Annotated in this window: 24 protein-coding genes; 7 read left to right on the forward strand and 17 right to left on the reverse strand. The window is 63.4% G+C overall.

The window, feature by feature from the left end; all coding sequences use genetic code 11:
* The first annotated feature begins 14 nt into the window (after nt 1-14).
* Together AC0L3X_RS20855 and AC0L3X_RS20860 are read left to right on the forward strand one after the other, a co-directional pair.
* Complete coding sequence (locus AC0L3X_RS20855) at nt 15-2,240, forward strand: GNVR domain-containing protein (protein ID WP_354131880.1); 2,226 nt, start codon at nt 15-17, stop codon at nt 2,238-2,240.
* Nucleotides 2,224-3,021 (forward strand): hypothetical protein, encoded by a 798-nt coding sequence (locus AC0L3X_RS20860; protein ID WP_354131881.1) that lies wholly within the window; start codon nt 2,224-2,226, stop codon nt 3,019-3,021. The genes AC0L3X_RS20855 and AC0L3X_RS20860 overlap by 17 nt, the downstream gene beginning before the upstream one ends.
* Before the next feature lie 85 nt (nt 3,022-3,106).
* On the opposite strand, the gene AC0L3X_RS20865 is transcribed toward AC0L3X_RS20860, so the two are convergent.
* Nucleotides 3,107-4,531 (reverse strand): undecaprenyl-phosphate glucose phosphotransferase, encoded by a 1,425-nt coding sequence (locus AC0L3X_RS20865; protein ID WP_166350045.1) that lies wholly within the window; start codon nt 4,529-4,531, stop codon nt 3,107-3,109.
* A 345-nt stretch (nt 4,532-4,876) separates the two neighbouring features.
* On the opposite strand from AC0L3X_RS20865, the gene AC0L3X_RS20870 reads away from it, so the two are divergent.
* Nucleotides 4,877-5,182, forward strand: coding sequence for a hypothetical protein (locus AC0L3X_RS20870; RefSeq protein ID WP_245328482.1), 306 nt, complete (start codon nt 4,877-4,879; stop codon nt 5,180-5,182).
* Between the two features lie 132 nt (nt 5,183-5,314).
* Nucleotides 5,315-6,049: a metallophosphoesterase family protein gene (locus tag AC0L3X_RS20875; RefSeq protein WP_063985232.1), complete on the forward strand. Its 735-nt coding sequence runs from the start codon at nt 5,315-5,317 to the stop codon at nt 6,047-6,049.
* A 28-nt stretch (nt 6,050-6,077) separates the two neighbouring features.
* Here AC0L3X_RS20875 and AC0L3X_RS20880 read toward each other — a convergent pair whose 3' ends face one another.
* From AC0L3X_RS20880 to AC0L3X_RS20895, 4 genes are all read right to left on the reverse strand, one after another.
* Complete coding sequence (locus AC0L3X_RS20880) at nt 6,078-6,500, reverse strand: hypothetical protein (protein ID WP_028159056.1); 423 nt, start codon at nt 6,498-6,500, stop codon at nt 6,078-6,080.
* 51 nt (nt 6,501-6,551) lie between these two features.
* The gene (locus AC0L3X_RS20885) at nt 6,552-6,797 is read right to left on the reverse strand and encodes a hypothetical protein (protein WP_063985233.1); all 246 of its coding nucleotides are present in this window, start codon (nt 6,795-6,797) and stop codon (nt 6,552-6,554) included.
* Nucleotides 6,798-7,191: 394 nt separating this feature from the next.
* Nucleotides 7,192-7,398 (reverse strand): hypothetical protein, encoded by a 207-nt coding sequence (locus AC0L3X_RS20890; protein ID WP_283018484.1) that lies wholly within the window; start codon nt 7,396-7,398, stop codon nt 7,192-7,194.
* 254 nt (nt 7,399-7,652) lie between these two features.
* Nucleotides 7,653-7,904, reverse strand: coding sequence for a hypothetical protein (locus AC0L3X_RS20895; protein WP_063985234.1), 252 nt, complete (start codon nt 7,902-7,904; stop codon nt 7,653-7,655).
* Nucleotides 7,905-8,339: 435 nt separating this feature from the next.
* Here AC0L3X_RS20895 and AC0L3X_RS20900 point away from each other — a divergent pair, with 435 nt between their 5' ends.
* From AC0L3X_RS20900 to AC0L3X_RS20910, 3 genes are all read left to right on the forward strand, one after another.
* The gene (locus AC0L3X_RS20900) at nt 8,340-8,513 is read left to right on the forward strand and encodes a hypothetical protein (RefSeq protein ID WP_187387800.1); all 174 of its coding nucleotides are present in this window, start codon (nt 8,340-8,342) and stop codon (nt 8,511-8,513) included.
* A gap of 224 nt (nt 8,514-8,737) precedes the next feature.
* Nucleotides 8,738-8,989, forward strand: a complete 252-nt coding sequence (locus AC0L3X_RS20905) for a hypothetical protein (protein ID WP_063985235.1) — start codon at nt 8,738-8,740, stop codon at nt 8,987-8,989.
* A 499-nt stretch (nt 8,990-9,488) separates the two neighbouring features.
* Nucleotides 9,489-9,854: a VanZ family protein gene (locus AC0L3X_RS20910; RefSeq protein WP_014497531.1), complete on the forward strand. Its 366-nt coding sequence runs from the start codon at nt 9,489-9,491 to the stop codon at nt 9,852-9,854.
* Nucleotides 9,855-9,878: 24 nt separating this feature from the next.
* Here AC0L3X_RS20910 and AC0L3X_RS20915 read toward each other — a convergent pair whose 3' ends face one another.
* The 12 genes from AC0L3X_RS20915 to AC0L3X_RS20970 all read right to left on the reverse strand — a co-directional run bounded on the left by AC0L3X_RS20915 (nt 9,879) and on the right by AC0L3X_RS20970 (nt 22,063).
* Nucleotides 9,879-10,163, reverse strand: a complete 285-nt coding sequence (locus AC0L3X_RS20915; protein ID WP_063985237.1) for a hypothetical protein — start codon at nt 10,161-10,163, stop codon at nt 9,879-9,881.
* A gap of 124 nt (nt 10,164-10,287) precedes the next feature.
* Entirely contained in the window at nt 10,288-10,734 is a 447-nt protein-coding gene (locus AC0L3X_RS20920; protein WP_028150364.1) for a hypothetical protein, read from the reverse strand.
* Between the two features lie 149 nt (nt 10,735-10,883).
* Nucleotides 10,884-12,611 carry a chemotaxis protein gene (locus AC0L3X_RS20925; protein WP_187387801.1) on the reverse strand — a complete coding sequence of 576 codons (1,728 nt, stop codon included), beginning with the start codon at nt 12,609-12,611 and terminating at the stop codon, nt 10,884-10,886.
* 5 nt (nt 12,612-12,616) lie between these two features.
* The gene (locus AC0L3X_RS20930) at nt 12,617-13,708 is read right to left on the reverse strand and encodes a protein-glutamate methylesterase/protein-glutamine glutaminase (protein ID WP_063985238.1); all 1,092 of its coding nucleotides are present in this window, start codon (nt 13,706-13,708) and stop codon (nt 12,617-12,619) included.
* Between the two features lie 16 nt (nt 13,709-13,724).
* Nucleotides 13,725-14,579, reverse strand: coding sequence for a CheR family methyltransferase (locus AC0L3X_RS20935; RefSeq protein ID WP_063985239.1), 855 nt, complete (start codon nt 14,577-14,579; stop codon nt 13,725-13,727).
* Nucleotides 14,580-14,717: 138 nt separating this feature from the next.
* A complete protein-coding gene (locus AC0L3X_RS20940; protein ID WP_354131883.1) occupies nt 14,718-16,520 on the reverse strand; it encodes a methyl-accepting chemotaxis protein in 1,803 nt (600 codons plus the stop codon).
* A gap of 60 nt (nt 16,521-16,580) precedes the next feature.
* Nucleotides 16,581-17,057, reverse strand: coding sequence for a chemotaxis protein CheW (locus AC0L3X_RS20945; protein WP_063985241.1), 477 nt, complete (start codon nt 17,055-17,057; stop codon nt 16,581-16,583).
* Between the two features lie 36 nt (nt 17,058-17,093).
* Nucleotides 17,094-18,791 carry a methyl-accepting chemotaxis protein gene (locus AC0L3X_RS20950; RefSeq protein ID WP_473316713.1) on the reverse strand — a complete coding sequence of 566 codons (1,698 nt, stop codon included), beginning with the start codon at nt 18,789-18,791 and terminating at the stop codon, nt 17,094-17,096.
* 38 nt (nt 18,792-18,829) lie between these two features.
* Nucleotides 18,830-19,291, reverse strand: a complete 462-nt coding sequence (locus AC0L3X_RS20955) for a chemotaxis protein CheW (protein ID WP_166350025.1) — start codon at nt 19,289-19,291, stop codon at nt 18,830-18,832.
* Complete coding sequence (locus tag AC0L3X_RS20960; RefSeq protein ID WP_063985244.1) at nt 19,291-21,378, reverse strand: chemotaxis protein CheA; 2,088 nt, start codon at nt 21,376-21,378, stop codon at nt 19,291-19,293. The genes AC0L3X_RS20955 and AC0L3X_RS20960 overlap by 1 nt, the downstream gene beginning before the upstream one ends.
* Nucleotides 21,375-21,740 carry a response regulator gene (locus AC0L3X_RS20965; protein ID WP_354131884.1) on the reverse strand — a complete coding sequence of 122 codons (366 nt, stop codon included), beginning with the start codon at nt 21,738-21,740 and terminating at the stop codon, nt 21,375-21,377. Before AC0L3X_RS20965 ends, AC0L3X_RS20960 begins: the two co-directional genes overlap by 4 nt.
* A complete protein-coding gene (locus tag AC0L3X_RS20970) occupies nt 21,740-22,063 on the reverse strand; it encodes an STAS domain-containing protein (RefSeq protein ID WP_354131885.1) in 324 nt (107 codons plus the stop codon). The genes AC0L3X_RS20965 and AC0L3X_RS20970 overlap by 1 nt, the downstream gene beginning before the upstream one ends.
* Nucleotides 22,064-22,216 lie beyond the last annotated feature (153 nt).

Genomic DNA, 22,216 nt, shown 5'->3' on the forward strand with positions numbered 1-22,216 from the left:
CGAGCGCCCGACAGATGTTTCAACCTCGCGACCAATTCCAGCCCCGCGCCAAATACGCCATCGAGCTCGGCGGCACGACTCTCAGCGTCGACCGGGTGTTCGACATCCTGCGCCGGCAATGGCCGTTGATCGCTTCGATTGTGGGAGCCGCACTGGCGCTCGTCGTCGCCTACCTGCTGGCGGCGACGCCGATGTACACCGCGAATGCCCGCATTCTCATGGATACGAGGCAGACCCAGGTCCTCGACAAGGACAGCGGCCAGTCGAATGCCCTGATCGATACCGGCTTTGTCGACAGTCAGGTCGAGATCATCCAATCGGACGATCTGATCCTTTCCATCGTTCGCCGTCTGAAACTCGCGGATGACCCCGAGTACAATGGCTCGCAGCCCGGGCTGCCCGCACTGGTCATCGGCAAGCTGATATCGCTACTCGGATCGGACGGTCCGGCATCGAAAGACAAAATCGAGCGCAATGCGGTCGAAACCATTCAGAGGAACCTCAAGGTCGAACGCGTTCTGACCACCTATGTGCTGTCGGTGTCGTTCCGCTCGATGAACCCCGACAAGGCGGCAGTCATCGCCAATGCGATCTCGGACGCCTACATCGTCGGGGCACTCGAGGCCAAGTACCAGTCGACCAAGCGGGCCGGAGAATGGCTGCAGCAGCGCAGCGCCGAGCTGCGCGAACAGGCGACCGCAAGCGACCGCGCCGTGCAGACGTTCAAGGCACAGAACAACATCGTCGGCACCAGCCGCGGCCTGATGAGCGAGCAGCAGCTCGGGGACGCCAACTCGCAGCTCGTGACTGCGCGCGCATCGACCGCCGAGGCCAAGGCTCGCCTGGACCGGATCGAAGCGCTGCTCGACAAGGATCTGGTCCAGCCGACCGTGACCGACGCCCTCAACAACACCGTGATCACGCGTTTGCGCGCGCAATACCTCGATCTTCAGGCCCAGTATGCCGACTGGTCGACCCGCTACGGCAAGACGCATCAGGCGGCGATCAATCTGGCTAACCGCATGGAGGAGTTGCGCAAGTCGATGGCCGACGAGGTACGGCGCATCGCTGACGCATACCGCAGCGAATACGAAATCTCGAAGAGCCGCGAAAAATCGCTCGAAGACAATCTCAACAATCTCGTATCTCAGGCCGGCAGCACCAGCCAGGCGCAGGTCAAGCTGCGCGACCTCGAGAGCGCGGCCGACACCTATCGCAATCTCTACAACAGCTTCCTCGAGAAGCTGCAGAACGCGACGCAAAACCAGAGCTTCCCGATCAGCGAAGCGCGCATCATCGGCACGGCGGTCAAGCCCGACAAGAAGAGCTCGCCGAAGACCGTGCTGGCATTGGTCGGCGGCCTGTTCGGCGGATTGTGCTTCGGCTTCGGCGCCGCCTTCGCCAGGGAATTGCTGAGCGACGTGCTGAGATCTCCGAGCGACGTCGAAGACCTGCTCGGCGTGAAGTGCCTTGGCGTGCTTCCGGATATTCGTGCCACCGGCCAGCTTGTGAAGGGGGCGGACGGCTCGACGGTGGATGCCGTGATATCCAACTACGTCGTCGACCACCCGTTCTCACGGTTTGCCGAGACGTTGCGGAACATCAAGGTTTCGATCGACGTGGCCCGGCTATCCCGCGAGGTCAAGGTGATCGGAATCCTGTCGTCATTGCCCAAGGAAGGCAAGACGACGGTTTCAGCCAATTTCGGGCATCTGACCGCGCTGACCGGCCATCGCACACTGCTGATCGACGGTGACCTCCACACCCGGTCGCTCACACGCGAGCTCGCGCCTCACGCCAAGTCCGGCTTGGTCGAGGCCCTGAAGGATCCTCGTTCGTTCGGATACCATATCCAGCGCAGCAAGGAGAGCGGGCTGGACTTCCTGCCGTCCTTCGTCGCATCGCGAATGGTGAACTCCGCGGACGTCATTGCGTCGAAGTCGATGGCCGACCTGCTTGCAGTGGTGCGCGAAGAATACGAATACATCATCATCGACCTGGCGCCGGTGATGCCGGTGTCGGATGCCAAGGCCGTTAGCCACCTCGTCGACGCGATGGTCTATGTGATCGAGTGGGGCCGCACCAGCCGCAACGCGCTCCAGGAATCCATGGCAAGCTCCGAAGGCATCCAGAAGAAGGTTCTGGGTGCCGTGCTCAATCGAGCCAATCCGAAGATGCTGAAGCGGATCGAGGCCTATAAGGGCTCGCACTACGGCAGCTACTATGTCGAAGGAGCCTAGCGCGCCAGTAACGCGCCAGCGTTCGGATCGAGCTTACCGCCGAGTCCTGCTCGGTTCAAACATCACTATTGCGGTCTGTGCATTGGCTTGGGTAGCATCTGTTGCGCCCAATCTGACGTCTCCGGCGATCCCCCAGATCGCTGGCCGGATTTCGCGCGGTGAACGATACGATCTCGATCGGCTCAGACAGATCATCGCGGAGAACCTGCCGGCTGCGCGACGCCAATGCAGCGTCAAGAGCATGCGGGAGCTTCTATTGCTGCAACTGGCCATCGCCGATGAGTCGACGCGCAGTGACAGCATGAAGCAGGCGGATGCCGACACCGAAGCTGTTGCTTTGGCCAGCCGTGCGTTGCTGCTCTGTGCTCCGTCCGAGGGACTTGGCTGGCTTGGCAGCTACTGGTCGGCGATCCGTCAGGAAGGCTTTGGACCGCGAACGGCGGCCTTCCTCGGCCATTCCTACAAGCTCGCACCTCATGAAGCCTGGCTCCAGCTCATTCGTGCACCGCTGGCCCTTCGGGTCTACGGCGCGCTGTCGCCGGAGCTGCGGGCCGGCGCGGTTCAGGACTTCGCGGACGTCTTTGGGGCACGCCTCTTCCCGAGCGCGGCCGCGCTTTATCAGGCGGCAGCGGTGGGGGCCCGCGCTGATCTTCTCAATCGGACTTGCGACGCCCCTGAAACAGACCGGGAGCTGTTTCGCGGTTACGTCACGGGCAAGGGACTGCAACTGCGTCACCCCTGCTACCCGACTGACGAACGGCCTGCCTATCAAAGGGATTAGCGCGGTCCCGCTCGATTGCGAAGATCGGGTACGCCGGTCAACTAAACCCGCGCGTTCCGGAGGCGGGAGGCAATTCAGAAGGAGCTCAGTAGGCTTCCTGATGGATCAGCGCCAGCGCGGTCTTCAGGATGATCCTGATGTCGAGCCAGATGCTCCAATTGCTGACGTACCAGATGTCGTACTCGACCCGCTTTTCCATCAGATCGATGGTCGGCGTCTCGCCGCGGAAGCCGTTGACCTGGGCCCAACCGGTCAGGCCCGGCTTCATGTGATGCCGGTACACGTAGTTGCTGATGATCGGATCGTAGTAATTGTCGTGCGCGAGCGCATGCGGGCGCGGCCCGACCAGCGACATCTCGCCGCGCAGAACGTTCCAGAGCTGCGGCAGTTCGTCGATGCTGGTCCGCCGCAGCGCACGGCCGACACGGGTCACCCGCGCGTCGCTCTTCGTCGCCTGCGTGACCACATGACCGTTCTCCGCCACCGTCATCGAGCGGAACTTCCAGATATCGAATTGCTTGCCGTTGAAGCCGCGCCGGGCCTGCTTGAAGATCACTTTGCCCTTGGAATCGAGCTTGATCATGATCGCAGCCGTGATCAGCAGCGGCGCCAGCAGCAGAAGCGCGAACGAGGCAAGGCCGATGTCGAGGCAGCGCTTCTGCGCCTGCTCGAACACGCTGAGCGGCGCGCGCTGGATCTCGATCGCGACCGTGCCGCTGACGGGCTGGAACGGACGCGAGACCAGATCGGCGATCGGGAAATCTGGCAGAAGGCGGATCGGCTGGGGGACAACGCGCAGATGCTGGCTCAGCTTCTGGAGAAGCGGCATCTCGTCCCAGTCGATGACCAGGAGATATTCTTCCACATCCGCCGTGCGCGCCTGACGGGTGATGTCGCGAATCTCGTGATCCCAGCCCGCGCCCTCTTCAGACGGATCGAGCACGAAATGTCGCACGACGTTGAAGCCGTGCTTGCGCAGATCCTTGAACCGGGTCGAGGTGAAATCGAGAGGCTTGAGGCTGAGCAGCACGACCTTGCGGTCCACCAGACGGCCCTTGGCGTAGCTCGAGGTCAGCGCCAGGCGCCACAGCACGCGCAGACCGCCCAAGGCGACGCCGCCGGTCGCGGCGAACAGCAGCGTGGTTCCGCGCGACAGGTCCGCGGACGATTTGAGCAGGAACGCCTCGACGGCGAGAATGGTGAGCGAGATCAGCCAGACCGCCAGGGCCTTGCGCAGCTGCCAGACCGTGTTCAGCAGACGATGGTGATCGTAGACGCCCTGGAAGTAAGCGATGGTCACGAACACCGCGCCGACGACCAAGCCTGCTCCGACGGATGAGTCCTGCTCGATCACGAGCACGCGATACAGGCCGCTCGCCACGAAATAGCTGAGCAGTACGGCGACGAAGTCTCCGGCGATCAAAGCCACTTGCAGGGGTCTTTGGAGGGCACCGCGTCGGTTCGAGATAACCGAATAATAGTTTTCCGAACCGTAAGTTGCTACAGCCATCCGAACCTCGCTGCCTCGTCACCACTCGCAATCAGAATTGCGAGCAAATCGATCTAATTTTTTCGATGTGCGCCGAAGTATATCTTAACTAAACAAAGCGACATTGCGGCAGTGCACCGAAAAAATCAAATCGATTTTCATGCAATGCAGCGTCGCAGCAAAACAATGCTCAAACTACTGTCACACGCGTGACAATTAAGCAGGCATCACGCCGCGTTTCACACCAAATCGCGTCATTTTCGCACAGCATTGTCGCGCGCATTTGAACGGCTGTTCAACCATGCCGCTTAAGCCGTTATTAGGCCGCGGCCATTAACACTCGTGACCAATTCGAGGAGTTGCGTCGTGAGTACGGTTGCCATTTTCAGTCTGCTGATCGGATCGTTGCTGGGAGGCCGATTCCGGATCTTCATCCTGCCGCCCGCCATCGTTCTCGGTGCGACGATCCTCGGTGTGGGCTCCGCGTGGCAGGGACATGATTCAGCTCACATCGTTGTGACGATTCTCGTCTTCGCGTCGGTGCTCCAGCTTGGCTATTTCTGCGGCGCGGTTCTGGTGCGCGCGCGAGCGGCGGGCCTATCGCGGCAAGGCCGCACCCTCGTTCGACAGCCGCAGCTTCGGCTAGCCTCGCGCAAGCTTGTGGACAGGTGATTCGCAGCGCGGGTGAATGATCGGGCAGGCGCAGGCTTGCCGGCAGGGGTAGAAAAAAACCTGCTCGGACACCCAAATTCTCCGATAGCATATTGACATCCCGGGCGAAGCTCTTTGAAAGAGTTGCACCCCATGTCCATGATTGCGCCCCGAAGTTCGCCCCGGCCGAAGCTACCGAACGGCGTGCGCATCTATGCGATCAGCGATATCCACGGCTGCGCGCATCTGCTCGAGCAGATGTTCGCCGTGATCGATGCGGACATGGCGAACAGCCGGCCGTTTCGCGCGATCGAGGTCTTCCTCGGCGACTACATCGATCGCGGACCGGACTCGCGTCATACCCTCGATCTCCTGATCAACCGCAGCCGCCGCCGCAACACCGTCTTTCTCAAGGGCAATCACGAGGCCTATTTCACCTCGGTGCTGGAAGATCCCGCCCGCGCCGCCGAATGGTTTCAGTTCGGCGGGCTCCAGACCCTGATGTCGTACGGCGTGTCGGCCGCGCCCGGCCTTGGCAAGGACGAGTTGCCCGATCTGGTTCGCGAGCTCACATCCGTGATGCCGCCGGAGCACATCGCGTTCCTGCGCCAGTTGCGGCCGACCTTCACATGCGGCGACTTCTTCTTCGTCCATGCAGGGGTGCGTCCGGGAATTCCGCTCTCCGAGCAGCGCGAGCAGGACCTGTTGTGGATCAGGGACGAGTTCCTGCAAAGCAATAGGCGCTTCGGCAAATACGTCGTGCACGGCCATACGCCGGTGAAGCAGGCCGAGCTGCTCGAGAACCGGGCCAACATCGATACCGGGGCCTATGCCACCGGAAACCTGACGCTGCTGTCCATTCAGGGCAACAGCATGCTCGCGATCTAGCGGTCTCGCTCGCGCGCCGTATCAGGCGTCAGTTGGTGGGGCTCGCCGGAGGCCGGTAGTCCGGGAAACGGCTCAGCATCGCCGCCTTCAGGAACTTGAAATGGGCGATCGAGGCGCCGAGCTCCTTGAGCCGGCGCTGGCCGTTCAGGATTTCCTTGTCGAACAGGTCCTGGTGGTGATTGTCGAGCGCCTCGCGCTCGAGATATTCGTCGTCGCCGTTCCCGATCGTCACGGCGGCGCGCGCCAGCACGTCCTCGACCCGGCGGTTGAGACCTGACTGCTCGCGCTCCGCCGCATGCAGGGCGTCATCGATCGCAATCATGATGGCTTCGATGCGGGTGCGATCTGTTTCTGCGTCGCGCTCGGGCGAGCGCGCGCGGAACACCTGCTCGCCGCCGAAGCGGTCTTTCAGGAAGTTATGGGTGCGGGCCCGCAGGAAGAGCTGAAACATGCGTGCATTTTCCGGTTCGAGGCGCCAGACCAGAAAATGGGCCCGCGATGGTTAATAAAGGCTGAATCCTTCGCGTCGCTCGGTGCGGCTTTGCGCCATCCAGGCCCTCCAGGCACCCTCGTGCTTCTCATAGAGCTCGAGCCTGCGCTGCTCGCCGGCATCGGGCGCGACCTGCGCCTGCTCGCTGTCGAGCCGCTCGAACTCGAACGTCTCCTCGGGCGTCAGGCCGATCAGGACGCGGCGACCTCCCCCGTCGACGAAATACCGCCGTGGCGCGTTGTACGTCGGGCTCGTCATGGCGTCTCCCCGAAATCCCGTCATGCTTCACTCCCCTCCGCCGCCATGCGAGTCGCAACGGCGAGAACCGCACGCCGGTTGTAAATCCTTAGAATGCACGCCGCGCCCTCGCCAATGAACTGTTCTGCCGGAACGCGGTGGGACTGTAGGGACGGTGGAACGGATGGCGCTCCGTGCGCTCGCGAGGCCGCAGCGCGCGTGTCGCATAGCCTGCGCCAAAGCCAGCGAGGAGCGAGACAAGGATCGCGAGCAGCATCATTCGCAATTCGTTCCAGTGACACTGGCAGTCTCATCCTCGAGTTGTGTCGAGATCATGATCACCGCCGCTGATTTTCTCGTCATGCCAGGGATTTTTTGGGCAGCACCCTGCATGCGAACTGATCGGGCTCGTGCGTCAACCGAAAAACCAGAGGAACAATCGCACCAGCATCAGCGTGATGAAATACACCCAGCCCGCCATCGCGATCAGCGCAACGCTGAAAAACGCGCCTTCAAACGCCCGCTCTCTGAGCTTGGTGAGAGGAAGTGCCGCTCGCGCCTTTTGAAGCATCTCGGTCTTCTTGATTTTGTTGATTTTGATTTGTTCGTGCGCGCGCACCATAGCCGAACGAATTCGACGATCTCGTGACGACTCAACCGAGAGAAGCACAATACTGCTCGTCAAACCGCTGCCGCATGCATCGCGATTGAATTTTTTTCTCGTTCGAAGCCGTTGCGACCAACCGGCGCCGATTCAATTCAAGTTGATCGCTCGAATCGACGTCGTGATTTCGAAGCAAACAATGTCGTGATCTCGAAGCACTTAATTCCTAATCGCGCACAAGTGCTGACGCCGAAACGCCGTGCCATCCATTATCAAGGGGAGATTGCCGCCTGAGCTTGGAGGACATTGAGGGCGCAGGGAACAAGTTCCCTGCTCGCCTCCATCGTCAGCATGGCGTCCGAGCAGCTCCTGCCTGTCTTCGGTAAGCCGATGATCCAGTGTCTGCGATTCATCCTGACGCTCGCAGGCATCAGGAACATCTTCATCGCCACCACGTCGAAGGACCGGTCACTGTTTCGACGGCTGTCGGCGACGGCTCGACGATCGGCCGACACTTCTTCCATGCTCGTCAGAACAGTCCGCGCGGATTGGTGGAGCTGCCGCGTCTCGCCGCAGCGCCGAGACGCGGGGTCGTGATCTTCCGATATCGGCAGGCGCCCCCTGCAAGGATTTCGAGCGCGGACTTGCGAAGACCGTGCGCCGGTTCTGCGACAACCGGACGTCGTGGCAGAGCATCCTCGATCCCCACCATCAAAGCGTGCAGACCGATCTTGGTTAGCGAAACTCCGTGGTTATACGGAGCGCAACGCGCCGATTTCATCGCGGTAAGGTTGAGCAGTTAGCTTAATCCGCGTTGTTTGTTGCGAACCTTAGTGGATCGCATATCCATCTTCTCACCGGGCTCCCCCAGGCCCGGCCCCACCCAAGCAAAGCCGTCGAGCGAACGTGGGTCCGCTTGGCGGCTTTGTCTTTGTGTCGACGAGAGGATGATTTCGGTTATGGCGCGCAGGCCCTGGTCGTTCAAGGAAGACCGCCGGCTGATGGAATTGGCCAAGTCTTCGACTTCGCTGGAAGAGGCAGCAAAACTTCTCGGGCGCTCGCCCGATGCGATCAAGCGTATGGCCTTGCGCCTCGGCCTGTCGCTGAAATCCAAGGGCCCCAAGAAGGGCTAGCGTCGGCCGCGCGCGACACGTCATGGACGGGCGCGTCCGCCTCATCAATCGATGAATGGCAGCCGCCAATCGACATGGGCCGATCGCTTTCGGCGCTCTCGATCTCTCCGTGCCCGGATGTTAGACTATCCAACGATGAAGATTGAACATCGTCCCTTTTCGGCGCAGAACGATCGCCGGACCGGCTTCGGTCTCAGTTTGATAGATTGTTGGAGGAATGCACCATGTTGTCCCGCGCGCTCGCCGTAGCTCTGCTCCTGGCTCTGCCCTCAGTAGCGTCGGCGCAAGTCCCCGTGGGGTTCGGATTTCCAAACGGCGCGCCGTGGTGCGCCTTCGGTTTCGATTGCCGATTCCTGAATTACCGGGAATGCGCCGACTGGATTTTCGATCCCGCGCGCAACTGCCTCAAGAATCCGTACTTCGCAGCCCACTACCCGACCAATGTCGACAAGGGCTGGACCTACAATCGGCGTTGAACGTCGGTCCCTGCGAACAGCTTGGTCATGCGGTCTGGCGCGTTGCTTCGTGCTTGACCGGGGTGGCCTGGTTTTGTCGATGACGAGAATTTGGGCAGGGACGATCGCCTGCCCGTTCCCCTGACGGTGGAACTCTCAGCCGCGCTCCGCATTGTTTTCGAAAGAAAAGCGGGAGGCGGAGCCGTCATGGCAAGCTCTTTCCTTATCGTGATGTCGATCTGGTTCGGCATCAACATCCTGTTCTTGGCAGTCCGGCTTTGGATCACCAGGCCGAAGAACTGGCAGATGAATGCCTGCCCTCGCCAACTCAGCGCCGTCCGCGTGAGATCGCGACTACACCGCCACGTTTGACGTCAACTGCATGCGTGCGGATTGGGCCGTAGCCACGGCTGCGCGGCTCGCCCGTGAACCTCGGTTCATGCCATCGAGGGTTTGTGAACCTTAACGATGTTCTTGGCTTTCGAAAGCGGCCAGCCGGTCGACCGGCTATGTTGGCGCAATGCGCCGCAATCATCTCATCGCAGCCGCGGTTATCTGTCTCGTGCTCATCGTCTATGCGACGCTGGCCAAGCTCGCGGGCCGGCCGGCACTCATGGGCCACGCGGAGGCCTACTGGGTCGTCGTGATCGAGCGCTTCAGCGCCTACGGCCTGTTGGGCTTCCTGCTGTCCTTCCTGCTACCGGGGCGCGTCAAGCTGGCTTGCGCGTTCGTGATCGCCGTCGCAGTCGGGTTAGAGGTCTTGCAGGCCGTGACGCCGGATCGTGATCCACGATTCATCGATGTGCTGCAAAAGGCCGCCGGCGGCACCGTCGGCGTCCTTCTGGCCCAAACCATCCTGGCTTTCCTGCCGAGGCCGCCGTCCTGAGGCGGCCGCCGGCGCCGCGAGAACTTACGCCACTCCGCTCCGCAAGCTCGGCTGACTCGTCGAAAGAACCCCGGACATCTGCCGGTGAGCATCGCGCAGCGCCGTGATCGCGTCATCGAGGTCGAATTCGGCTTCGCGAACGGTCTCGAAGAACCGGGCCATCAAGGCGAGGTTCAGCTTGACGCGGGTGTTCCCGTCGCGGCTCTTGCGGCGATCGAGCGACAGATGCATCGCCTGCATCCTGGCCTCGGCAGCGCTGCAGCCGCTGAGGGTCGCGAGTTCGTCATATGTCATCCAGATCTGAGGCATGTCCCTGTCCGCCTTTTGTTATGGGCCCCAACCTAGATTTCACCTCTAAAACTAGTGTTGCCGCAGTCCAGTCGCGCCGTGATTTCGCGACAACAGCGTCAATGCAAAGCTAAAAACCGGCACCTTACGACACAGGCGCCTTGGGCGGCGTGAACGGGTGACGCGGCCGGGAACGGTTGTCGAGGCCCTTGGGCAGCTTGTCGGCGTTGAGCTTCACGACCGCGCATTTGGCGTCGGCTGCCGGCGCATCTTCCTGGCTGTAGATCAGCGTCGCCTCGAACTTCACGTCGGGTGCTTCCTTGGCCGTTCCCGAACAGCTCGCCACCAGGCCGTTGCACACACCCGAAAGTTTGACCTCGACCTCATCAGGCCCAAAGACGCTCAACGGACCGTCAGCATGCCGGTTCACGGTCAGGACGGCCGAGAAGTGCTGCTCATCGACCCGGTAGGAACCACCATAAGTAAAGAAGCTGTCGCGGCCCGAGATCCGGCCCTCGGCCAGATCCACGATGCCGGTGCCCTGACCTCGTGGGGTCCTGAACCAGGCAGCGTATTTACCGTCTCTCAGCATGGGGAATTTTCCGAGGTGAAGATCGCCCTGTATTTGCGACCAACTCTGGGGCGCGACAATGACCTAACGGCCAGCCCTTCGGGCAAGGTTAATGCTCGGAAAACCCAATCCGTCGAATTGCCGCCGACGCGCGACGCCGGCGGCGAACGTCAGAACAACTCTATGCCGTCATCCGCGGTCTCGACCGCTTCGACGCGGCGCGTGGCGGCGATCGACGCAAGGCCAAGCGTTTGCAGGAATTCCCGGTGAACGTCCCGCTCGCGCTCCATCGTGTAGCGCGCGAAGAGATCATCGAGCATCGCCTGATCCTGCGCCTCCGGCTGCGGCCGCTGCGCGCCGGCGCTCGCGGTCTCGAGCCGCGCGGCAACCGCAGGCAAGGCCGCGGAGCTCTCGCCTAGCGAGCTCATCAGACCTTGCGCCGAATTCATCAGGCCCTCGAATTCCGCGCCTTCATCGACGAGCCGGCTCATCAGCTTGCCGAGCCGTTCGTTGCCGACCTCGACCTCGCGCAGCGCCTGGAGGATCTGCGGCTCGAACTTGGCGAGCTGCGTGGGATCGCCCCGGACGCGGAGCTCCTTCAGCTCGTTCGCAGAGCGCTCGATGCCGTCGAGCACGGGCCGCAGGCGCCCCGCGCCCACAGAGACCTGGTCGGCGGTCGCCTTGAGCTCGTTGGCGATCACGACGAACGCGCTGCCGCGGCTGCCCAGATGGCTTGCCTTGAGGCCGGCATTCATTCCGATCAGGGTAATGTCGACGGTCGCTTCGGCAAGTCCTGCGATGGCCTGGCGAAACTTTGCCAACGTGCCCTCGACGATGGCCAGCGCCTCGTCGACCGAGCGGCCGGCGCTCTCGCAGGTAGCGATCAGGGTCGAGGCATGTGCCAGTGCCTGCTTGATGCGCGCGAGGAACGATGACGAGCCGCCATCCGCGCCGCCGAACAGATTGCGGCCATGGCCGACGACATTGCCCGCATCGTGCAGGATGGCGGTGAGCGCGCGAACGATCTGGCCGATGTCGCCGCCGAATTCGCGCTGGGCGTCCCTGAGCAGGGCCGCCTGCAACTGGCCGATCGCGCGCGCGCCGTCCTCGCTCGCGCCCCGTTCGGGAACAAGGCCCGGCGCAGCTTCCGACGCCTGGCCGAGGCCATGACAGACATGTTCGAGGCGCTGGCGCGTGCTGTCGCCGGCCTGCAAGGAAATGATTGCGCCGCCGACCGCCTCGGCGATCTTCCTGGTGCTGGTGCTCGCGAGGTCGGCGAGCTGGCTGCTGTCCCGGCGCTGGCCGCGCAATCCGGAATAGGCTGCGCCGAGCTCGGCGCTCTCCGACACCAATTGATTCCGATAACGGCTCTCGAACTCCTTCTGCCGACCGGAGGCCGTAGCAACCGCCTCGGACAGGCGCTGCTGGTCCCGCGCGCAGCCCTCGATCGAACCTTGTACCGCCTTGCCGAGATCGTAGGCTTCCTGCGTGAAGGCGAGAAAGCCCTCGCGGTCGCCGTCGAGCGAGGCCGCCTCGATCCGCGCGCTGCGCGCGATGATGGTGATCATCTGGATGTGCTTGAACAGCGGCTTGAGCAGCGCGGACGCCTCCGCCGTACTCGTGCCGATGGTCGCAAGCAGGGCGCTCTCGGCCGGCAGCGCCTCTGCCAGCTCGCTGAGCCGCGCGGCGATCTCCTGTAGCGCGGTGGCGGCGCCCTCGATCTCGGCGCCGGAGAGTTCCTCCGAGAGCGTCGCGAGGCCCTGGTTCAGCTCCTTGAAGATGAGGTGACCGCGACCGAGCTCGTGACCGACGCGCGCGAAGACGTCCTCGATCCGCGACGAGACATCCTCGATCGCGACGATCGCCTCGGTGAGCGTATTGGCCGGAATGGCGGACATCGCAATCAACCTGCCACCGCAACGTGTCCGGCCTGATACCAGAGCATGATCTCGCGCGGGATATGATGCAGCGAGACGACCTTCTCGACACCGCCATGCGCGATGGCTTCCTTGGGCATGCCGAACACCACGCAGCTCTCCTCGTCCTGCGCGCGCGTCGAGGCGCCGAGCTTGCGCATCTCCAGCATGCCGCGCGCGCCGTCGTCGCCCATGCCCGTCATGATCACGCCGAGCGCGTTGGCGCCGGCATGCTGGGCCGCGGAGCGAAACAGCACGTCGACCGAGGGGCGATGCCGCGACACCGGCGGGCCGTCCTTGATCGCGATCTGATAGCGCAGGCCAATGCGCTGGAGCAGCATGTGACGGGCGCCCGGCGCGATATAGGCGCAGCCCGGCAGCACCGGCTCGCCGTCCTCGGCTTCCTTGACGCGGACCTGGCAGACGCTGTCGAGGCGCCTGGCGAAGGCGGCGGTGAAACCAGCCGGCATGTGCTGGACGATGACGATGGGAGGACAGTGCGGCGGCAGCATCTCGAGGACGTCGTTGAGCGCTTCGGTCCCGCCGGTCGATGCACCGATGCACACGATGCGTTCAGTCGTCGGCCGGACCTTACCCTGCACCGGCGGCGGGATGATGGCGTCGGCGGTCAGCTTCCTCTCGATCATACGGCGCTCCGCCCGCGGGCGCACCCGCGCGCGCGCTGCCGATTTCACGGCCTCGCGCAGCCGCGTCGAGCATTCGAGCAGCGCCTGCCGGGTGTCGATCTTCGGCTTCGGCACGATGTCGACCGCGCCCGCCTCGAACGCCTCGAACATCACGTTGGAGCCTTCCTCGGTGAGTGAGGAGCAGATGATCACCGGGATCGGGCGCTGCGCCATGATCTTGCGCAGGAAGGTCATGCCGTCCATGCGCGGCATTTCCAGGTCGAGGATCATGACATCGGGGATTTCGTTCTGGAGGCGGCGCGCCGCCGCGAACGGATCGGAGGCCGCCCCCATCACCTCGATGTCAGGATCGTCGTTGAGGATCGTTTGCAGGATTTGGCGCACCGACGCCGAATCGTCCACGATCAGTACGCGAACTTTCTCCCTCGGCATTCTGGTTGCGCTCCGGCTAGACCTTGAAAATGGTTGGCTGAACTTGCTTCAGACCCGGCACTGCACTGTGAATCATCGATTCCGAATGACCGACCAGAAGATAGCCGCCGGGCCGCAAATGGCTGCACAATTGCTCGATCACCTTGCGCTGGGTCTCGCGCTCGAAATAGATCAGGACGTTGCGGCAGAAGATGATGTCGACGTCCCGGTCGACGGGGTAGGACTTATCCATGAGGTTCATCCTCATGAAATGCGTCATGCGCCGCAATTCCGGCACCACCCGCACTTCGCCGCGCAACTTGTCGCGTGACGACAGGAAATATCGCTTCAGGAAATGCTCCGGCACCGGCGCCAGCACGTCGCGGGTGTAGATCGCGGTCTTGGCAAGACGCAGTACCGCGGTCGAAATGTCGGTCCCGAGGATGCGGTACTGAAACCGCGAGCCGTTCCGCGTCATGTCGTCGAGCACCATGGCGGTGGTGTAGGCTTCCATGCCGGTGGAACTCGCCGAGCTCCAGATCTTCAGGTTCGCGTTTTTCCGCCCGTGCGACTTGAGCAGGGCCGGGATCGCGACGTCCCTCATGAAGGTGAAGTGCTGGGGCTCCCGGAAGAAGTCGGTCTTGTTGGTCGTCACCACATCGATGAGATGGGTCAGCTCGGTGTCGAAATGATCGGCCTCGAACAGGTTGTCGACATACTCGTTGAGGTCGGAGAAGTTCAGCGCGCGCACGCGCTTGTGCAGCCGCCCCTCCAGCATCAGCCGCTTGCCCTGCGGCAGCTTGATGCCGACCTGGCCCTCGATCAGTTCGGCGATGGTCCGGAAGTGGCGGTCGGACAGATGGACGACCGTATCCTGCACGGCGGGCATCATGGCTGAATGCCCCGGTCCGCGATGGCCGCCTGCACTGAATGTCGGGCCGAACGGGCCATCTTGAATCCCACGCGTTTACACGATCACTGACGGCGGATCGGCCCACCGGCGAAGGATGGGCCGACCTCTTGACGGGTCTCAGCGCTGGAAATCGGCGTCCCGATCGTCCTCGCCGTCGTTCATCTCGAAGGCGAAGCCGCCGCCACCGGCCGCCTTCACCGCGCGCGCCGGCCTCGCCTGCGGCTTCTTGGCCGGCCGCTCGACGGCCGCCATTGTCGCCGCCTTGGCGCGGAGCTGGGTGACCGCTCGGTCGATCGGCGCAGCGGCTTGGGCGCGTCCCTGCTCGATGCGGAAATAGGCGATCGTCGACTGAAGCTGCTCGGCCTGCGAGGCGAGCTCCTCGGAGGTCGAGGACACCTGCTCGGAGGCGCTGGCGTTCTGCTGGCCGACCTTGTCGAGCTGCTGGATCGCCTGGTTGATCTGGGCCGAGCCGACGTCCTGCTCGCGGCAGGCGGCGGTGATTTCCTCGACGAGCTCTGCCGTCCTCTTGATATCAGGGACGAGCCTGGAGAGCATATTGCCGGCCTCCTGCGCAACCTTGACGGTTTCAGTCGAGAGCGTGCCGATCTCGGCGGCGGCGGCCTGGCTGCGTTCGGCGAGCTTGCGCACTTCGGACGCAACCACGGCAAAGCCCTTGCCGTGCTCGCCGGCGCGCGCGGCCTCGACCGCGGCGTTGAGCGCGAGCAGGTCGGTCTGGCGCGCGATCTCCTGCACGATCGTGATCTTCTCTGCGATGGTCTGCATCGCGTTGACGGCGCGGCCGACCGCGGCGCCGCTGGCCTCGGCATCCTTGGCGGACTGCGCGGCGATCTTCTCGGTCTGGTTGGCGTTGTCGGCGTTCTGCTTCACGTTCGAGGCCATCTCTTCCATCGAAGAAGAAGCTTCCTCGGCGGACGAGGCCTGCTCGGTCGCGCCCTGCGAGAGCTGCTCGGCGCTGGCGGAGAGCTCCTGGCTGCCGGCGGAGACGTTCTGCGCCGCGGTCAGGGCTTCCGACACGATCTGACGGAGCTTCTCCACCATGCGCTCGAGCGCGAGGCCGAGCGTATCCTTGTCCGACAGCGGTTTGGCCTCGACCATGAGATCGCCCTGCGCGATCTGGTTGGCGAGCGCCGCCGTCGCGTTGAGGTTGACCGTCATCGCGTTCAGCGACTTGATGAGATCTCCGATCTCGTCATTGCTGGAGGACTCGATCTTGTGGCTGAGATCGCCGATCGCCACCGCATCAGCGAGGCCCACCGCCTGCGCCAGCGCACGGCTGATGTTCAGCGCAATCCAGGTCGCCGCGACCGCGGCGATCAGCAGCGAGGCAATGACCAGGCTCATCAGCAGCATCTCGGCGCGCGCACCGTCCTGCTTTGACTGCTCGGCCTGCTCAGCCATGTTCTTCTTGACATTCTTGATGTAGACGTCGGCCGCTTCGATCGCGTCCGCAACGACCTTGCGGCCATCATGCATGGAGCGATCCAGGGCCTTCGGCTTGTCGGTCTTCGCGAGCCGGACCGTCTCGTCCTGATAGGCGTTGAGCTTGGCGAAAGCGACGTTGAAGACCTCCATCAGCTTCTTGCCGCTTTCGCTGGCGGCTGCGTAGATCTCGTCCTTCGACTTGGTGATCGCGTCGCGGTTCTTGATGAGGTCGGCCTGGAATTGCTCGTGCTCTGCATCGGACGCTGCGAGAATCGCGTTCTTCTCCGCGCGCACAAGGAACAGGATGCCTTCCTTCAGCTCCGCCGCCTTTTCCATCCGGCCCGCACGGCTGACCAGAAGCTCGGTGGTGCCGACCATGTCCGCCAGCTTCACATAGCCGACCGCACCGGCGATCATGGACAGCAGGATGACGACGCCGAAGGCGCTGGCAAGCTTGGCTTTGACGGTGAATCTCATGTCAGTCTCGTTGGTTCGAATTGGGGTGCTTACGCTTGACCACGCTTCACGCTTGCAACTTCAGGCGGCGCGAGAAGTATCGCGCCCTTCCGGGATCTCGTCGTTCGCCATCAGCTTGGCGAGATCGAAGATGACGACGAATTTCTCGCCCTTGCGGCCGATCCCGGCGGCATAGTCGGACTGCCATTTTCCGCCGACCTCGGGGATGGGCTCGATCGCCTGCTCGTCGATATCGGTGACCTCGAACACGCAATCGGCGACGAAGCCGACGCCGACCAGGCGATCCTTCATCGGCACGTCGAGGATGATGATGCGGGTCGCTTCAGTCGCTTCCACGGCCGGCAGGCCGAGCTTGGTGCGGAGGTCGACGATGGGATAGCCGCTGCCGCGCACGTCGATCATGCCGAGCAGGAAATTCGGCGCATGCGGCAGCCGTGAGATCGGCCGCATGTCGAGAATTTCCCGGACATTGCGGATGCTGATGCCGAACGTCTCGCCGGCGAGCCCGAGCGTCAGATATTGCGAGGTTGCGGCCATGGTACGGTCCAGAGTCAGATTGTTTTCAAGTTGCGGTCAGCGCTGAAACTCGGCGTCGCGGTCGTCTTCGCCGTCATGCATGTCGACGGCGAAGCCGCCGCCATTGGCGACCTTCAGCGCGCGCGCCGGCTTGCGGGCGGGCGCGGGCTTCTTGACGCCGCGGTCCGCTGCCGCCATGTGCGCGGCCTTGGCGCGGAGCTGGGTGACCGCACGGTCGATCGGCGCGGGCGCGGCAGCCTCGCCGCGGCCGGCATGCTCGATGCGGAAGAACGAGATGGTCGACTGAAGCTGCTCGGCCTGCGAGGCGAGCTCCTCGGATGTCGAGGACACCTGCTCGGAGGCGCTGGCGTTCTGCTGGCCGACCTTGTCGAGCTGCTGGATCGCCTGATTGATCTGGGCTGAGCCGACGTCCTGCTCGCGGCAGGCCGCCGTGATCTCCTGGACCAGCTCGGCAGTCTTCTTGATGTCGGGCACGAGCTTGGACAGCATGTCGCCGGCTTCCCGAGCGACCTTCACGGTTTCCGTCGACAGCGTACCGATGTCGGCCGCGGCCGCCTGGCTGCGTTCGGCGAGCTTGCGCACTTCGGACGCGACCACGGCAAAGCCCTTGCCATGCTCACCGGCGCGCGCGGCCTCGACCGCGGCGTTGAGGGCAAGCAGGTCGGTCTGGCGCGCGATCTCCTGCACGATCGTGATCTTCTCGGCGATGGTCTGCATCGCATTGACGGCGCGCCCGACGGCGACGCCGCTGGCTTCCGCGTCCTTGGCCGACTGCGCGGCGATCTTCTCGGTCTGGTTGGCGTTGTCGGCATTCTGCTTCACGTTCGAGGCCATCTCTTCCATCGAGGACGAGGCTTCCTCGGCCGACGAGGCCTGTTCGGTCGCGCCCTGCGACAGCTGCTCGGCACTGGCCGAAAGCTCCTGGCTTCCGGCCGAGACGTTCTGCGCCGCGGTGAGTGCTTCGGCGACGATCTGCTTGAGCTTCTCGACCATGGAGTTCAGCGAGGTAACAAGATCGCCGATCTCGTCGTTGCTTGTGACCTTGATCGACTGGCTGAGATCGCCATCGGCAACCGCGCCGGCGAGCCCGACGGCGCGGCCGAGACCGCGGGAGATGCTCAAGGAAATCCAGATCGCGGCGATCAGGCCGATGACAAGCGAAGCCAGCACGGCCGAGATCAGCAGGAGCTGGGCCCGGTTGCCGTCCTCGTGAGCCTGGGCCGCCTGAGCGGCCATGTTCTTCTTGACGTTGGTGACGTAGACGTTGGCGGCTTCCATGGCCTCGGCGACCGCCTTGCGGACCTCGGTCATGGAGCGCTCGGCGGCTTTCGCCTTGTCGGTCCGGGCGGTCTTGAGGGCGTCGTCCTGAACGGCGTTCATCCGCGCGTACGCGACGCCGAAATTCTCCATGAGTTTCTTGCCTTCGGGGGAAGCCGCGGCCTGGATCTCTTCCTTCAACTTCGAGAGCGTCTCGCGCTGCTTGGCGATTTCGGCGATAAAACGATCCGCCTCGCCTTCAGGCGCGAGAATGAGGTTCTTCTCGGCGCGAACCTGAAGCAGGATACCCTTCTCGATCTCCGCCGCACGGTCCATCCGGTTGGCACGCGACACCAGACTGTCGGCGGTGTCGATCATCTCGCTCAGTTTCACATAAGCGAGGCCGCCCGCCGCCATCGACAGCAATAGGACCACACCGAACGCGATGGCAAGCTTTGCCTTGACCGTGAATCTCATTTCCAGCCCCTACCCCAGTCTCGCCCCGAGACCTCATTTCAATTCAGGATGCGTTCCATGTTGGGAACGATGACAAACTCTTCTCGCCACTTGGCGATGAAACGGATGAACTCCGGCTTCCAGTGCATGCCGACGCGCGGCGTCTGCTGCACGTCGGTCTGCGATATCTCGGTGACCTCGTAGACCTTGTCGGCGGTGACGCCGACCAGGACCGGCTCGCCGTCGAGCGTGAGCTCGATGACGACGATGCGCGTGTCGGCCGAATTGTCGAGCTGCGGCATGCCGAAGCGGATGCGCAGGTCCGCAAGCGGAATGACGTTGCCGCGCACGTTGATGACGCTCGGAACGAAGGCCCGCGCGCCCGCCACCTTGGTCACCGGCACGGGATCGATGATCTCGCGCACGAGGCCTGCGTCGAGCGCGAACTTCTCCTCGCCGAGGCCGATCATTACGACCTGCATCGCGTCGGCGTGATGCTCGCCCGTCAAACCATCGTTCATCAGGCCGCCTCGCTGATATGCTGTTTCTCGACCTTCGACTGCGCCAGCGTGACGAGCTGCGCGACATCGAGGATCAGCGTCGCCGTGCCGTCACCCAAAATCGTCGCGCCGGAGAAGATCGTGACGTCGGAGTGCAGCTTGGAGAGCGACTTGATCACGGTCTGGTGGTTGCCGATGATCTGGTCCGCGACAAGACCGACGTGCGTCTCACCGGTCGAGATGATGATCGTCTTCTGGTGCCGGTCGGGCGTACCCGACGCAGTCATGATTTCGCGCAGCCTGAGGAAGGGCACGAGATTGCCTCGCACGTTGAGGAAGTTGCGGCCGCGGGAGCGCTCGTCCTCGGCGGTCAGCTCGATGCATTCCTCCACGGCCGACAACGGAATGATGTAGCGGCCCTCGCCGACACGGATCAAAAGACCCTCGATGATCGCAAGCGTCAGCGGCAGGCGCAGCGTCACCGTGGTGCCCTGGCCCGGCCGGGTCGACAGATCGATCGTGCCGCGCATGTTCTCGATGGTGCGCTTGACGACGTCCATGCCGACGCCGCGGCCCGACAGCGCCGAGATGGTCTGCGCGGTCGAGAAGCCCGGGTGGAACAGGAATTGGTGGATCTCGTGATCGGTCAGCACGGCGCCGGAGGCGATCAGCCCCTGCTCTTCCGCTTTCGCGCGGATGCGCGCGGTGTTGAGGCCGCCGCCATTGTCCTTCACGGTGACGAGCACCTGCGCACCGGAATGAACGGCCGCGAGCTCGATCCGGCCCTGCTCCGTCTTGCCGTTGGCGGAGCGGGTCGCGGTGTCTTCGATGCCATGGTCGATGGCGTTGCGGATCAGGTGAACCAGCGGATCGGCCAGGCACTCGATCATGGTCTTGTCGAGCTCGGTGTCCTCGCCCGTGGTGACGAATTCGACCGGCTTCGACAGGTCGCGCGACAAATCGTGCACCAGGCGGCGGAAGCGGCCGAACAGCGAGCCGATCGGTACCATGCGCGCGCCCATCGTGGTGTCGCGCAGGGAGGAGGCGAGGCGCTCGATTTCCTCGGCGATCATCTTGATCGAGAGATCCGAGCCGGACGAGGCGAGCTGCGTCAGCCGCGCCTGGGCGATGACGAGCTCGCCGACCCGGTCCATCAACTCGTCGAGACGCTCGGCCTGGACGCGGACGGTGGCGATGCCGCGATCGTCACGCTTGGCCTCGGGTTTCGGTTCAGACTTCGATTCAGGCTTGGCTTCCGGCTTCGGCTCTGCCTTGAGGAGGGGCTGCGCGGCGACGGGCGCGTCAGCGACCTCGACCGCCGGCGCGGCCATCTCGGCCACGGGAGCCGGCTCTTCGTCGAGGAGCTGGAACAACGGCAGCGGCGCGGGCGCTTCAACCTGCTCAAGCGGCGAGAGCGTCAGCTTCATCTCGTCCTGGACGAACATGAAGACGTCGTCGATCGCGTCCTTGTCGCAGGCGGCGTGCAGCTTGACGTCCCACTTCAGATAGCAATCTTCCGGCTCCATCTCGTCGAGGAACGGGATGCCGTCGGTCACGGGCACGACGAAGCACGGGCCGAGCTTGCAAAGGTCTTCCAGCAGATCGAGCGGGTTCGAGCCGTTGCGCAGGATGTGGGATTCAAATTCCAGATACAGGTGCCAGCCGGCCTGCTTGCTTTCACCGGGGGCCAGCGGCGGCGCTTCGGCGATTTCGGCGACGGGCGCGGCGGACTGGTCGGGAAACACGAAGCGCTTGAGGTCGTCGAGGATGGCCTCGCCGATGATGTCGTCGGTCGACTGCGGATCCTCGATCAGCGCGCGGATATAGTCCTTGGCCGCAAGCGCGACCGAGATCAGCTCCTGCGTCGGCTTGATCTCGCCCTTGCGGACGCGGTCGAACGCGGTCTCGAATTCGTGGGTAAAGGAGGCGACCTTGTCGAAGCCGAACATGGCGCCCGAGCCCTTGATCGTATGCAGGGCGCGGAAGGCGGAATCGACCAACTCGCGGTCGTCGGGACGCTGGCCGAGGTCGAGCAGGGCCCCTTCCAGGACCTCGAACAGCTCGCTGGCTTCCTGGCGAAAGACCTCTGTCGGGTCCATCGCGTTCATGCACGCACCAGCTTGCCGACCACGGCGAGCAGCTGCTCCGGCTTGAACGGCTTGGTAATCCAGCCGGTGGCGCCGGCGCTCTTGGCTTCCTGCTTCACCGTGTCGTTGGATTCGGTGGTCAGGAACACGATGGGCATGCCGACCGCGCTCGGCAGCTTGCGCAGCGCCCGGATCAGCTCCAGCCCGTTCATGACGGGCATATTGAGGTCGGTGATGACGAGGTCGAGCTTGCCGGCCTGCGCCTTGGCGAGCCCTTGCGCGCCGTCGCCGGCCTCGATCACGTTGTGACCGGCCGGCTCGAGCACGACCTTGATCATCTGACGGATGCTGGGGGAATCGTCGACCGTGAGAACCGTGGCCATCAGGTGCCATCTTTCTTTTGCGGGAAGTGCTGTTCGATCATCGCATCGCTGGCGAAGCCGGCGCGGCGAAGGGTGTTGCGCAGAGACTGGGAGAATGATGTGAGCACCACCGGGCGGCCTTGGGCCTCGCCCGTCTTGGCGGTCGACAGCAGAAGCTGGATCGAGGTTACGTCGGCCTTGTCGACGCTCGAGCAATCGATCTCGAGCCGGTCCTGCCGGCCGAAAGCTTCGCGGATCAGGTCATAGACGTTGCGGATCGCAGCGATGCTGCAATCTGCAGGCAGCCGTAGGGACCACTTCGGCTCAGTGACATCAGACGGCATTCGTCCCCCAGATTTCCTCGGGATTCGCTGCACGCATGACGCGAATCTCGCGCGACGACTATTCGCTTGGGAGAGTGTGCAAACCCCTAATGGGCATCACCGTACAACTACGGGTCACAAACCGAAGAACTTCGCGCATGCATGCAGACGTGC

The organism is Bradyrhizobium sp. MI1.7 (assembly GCF_055811795.1).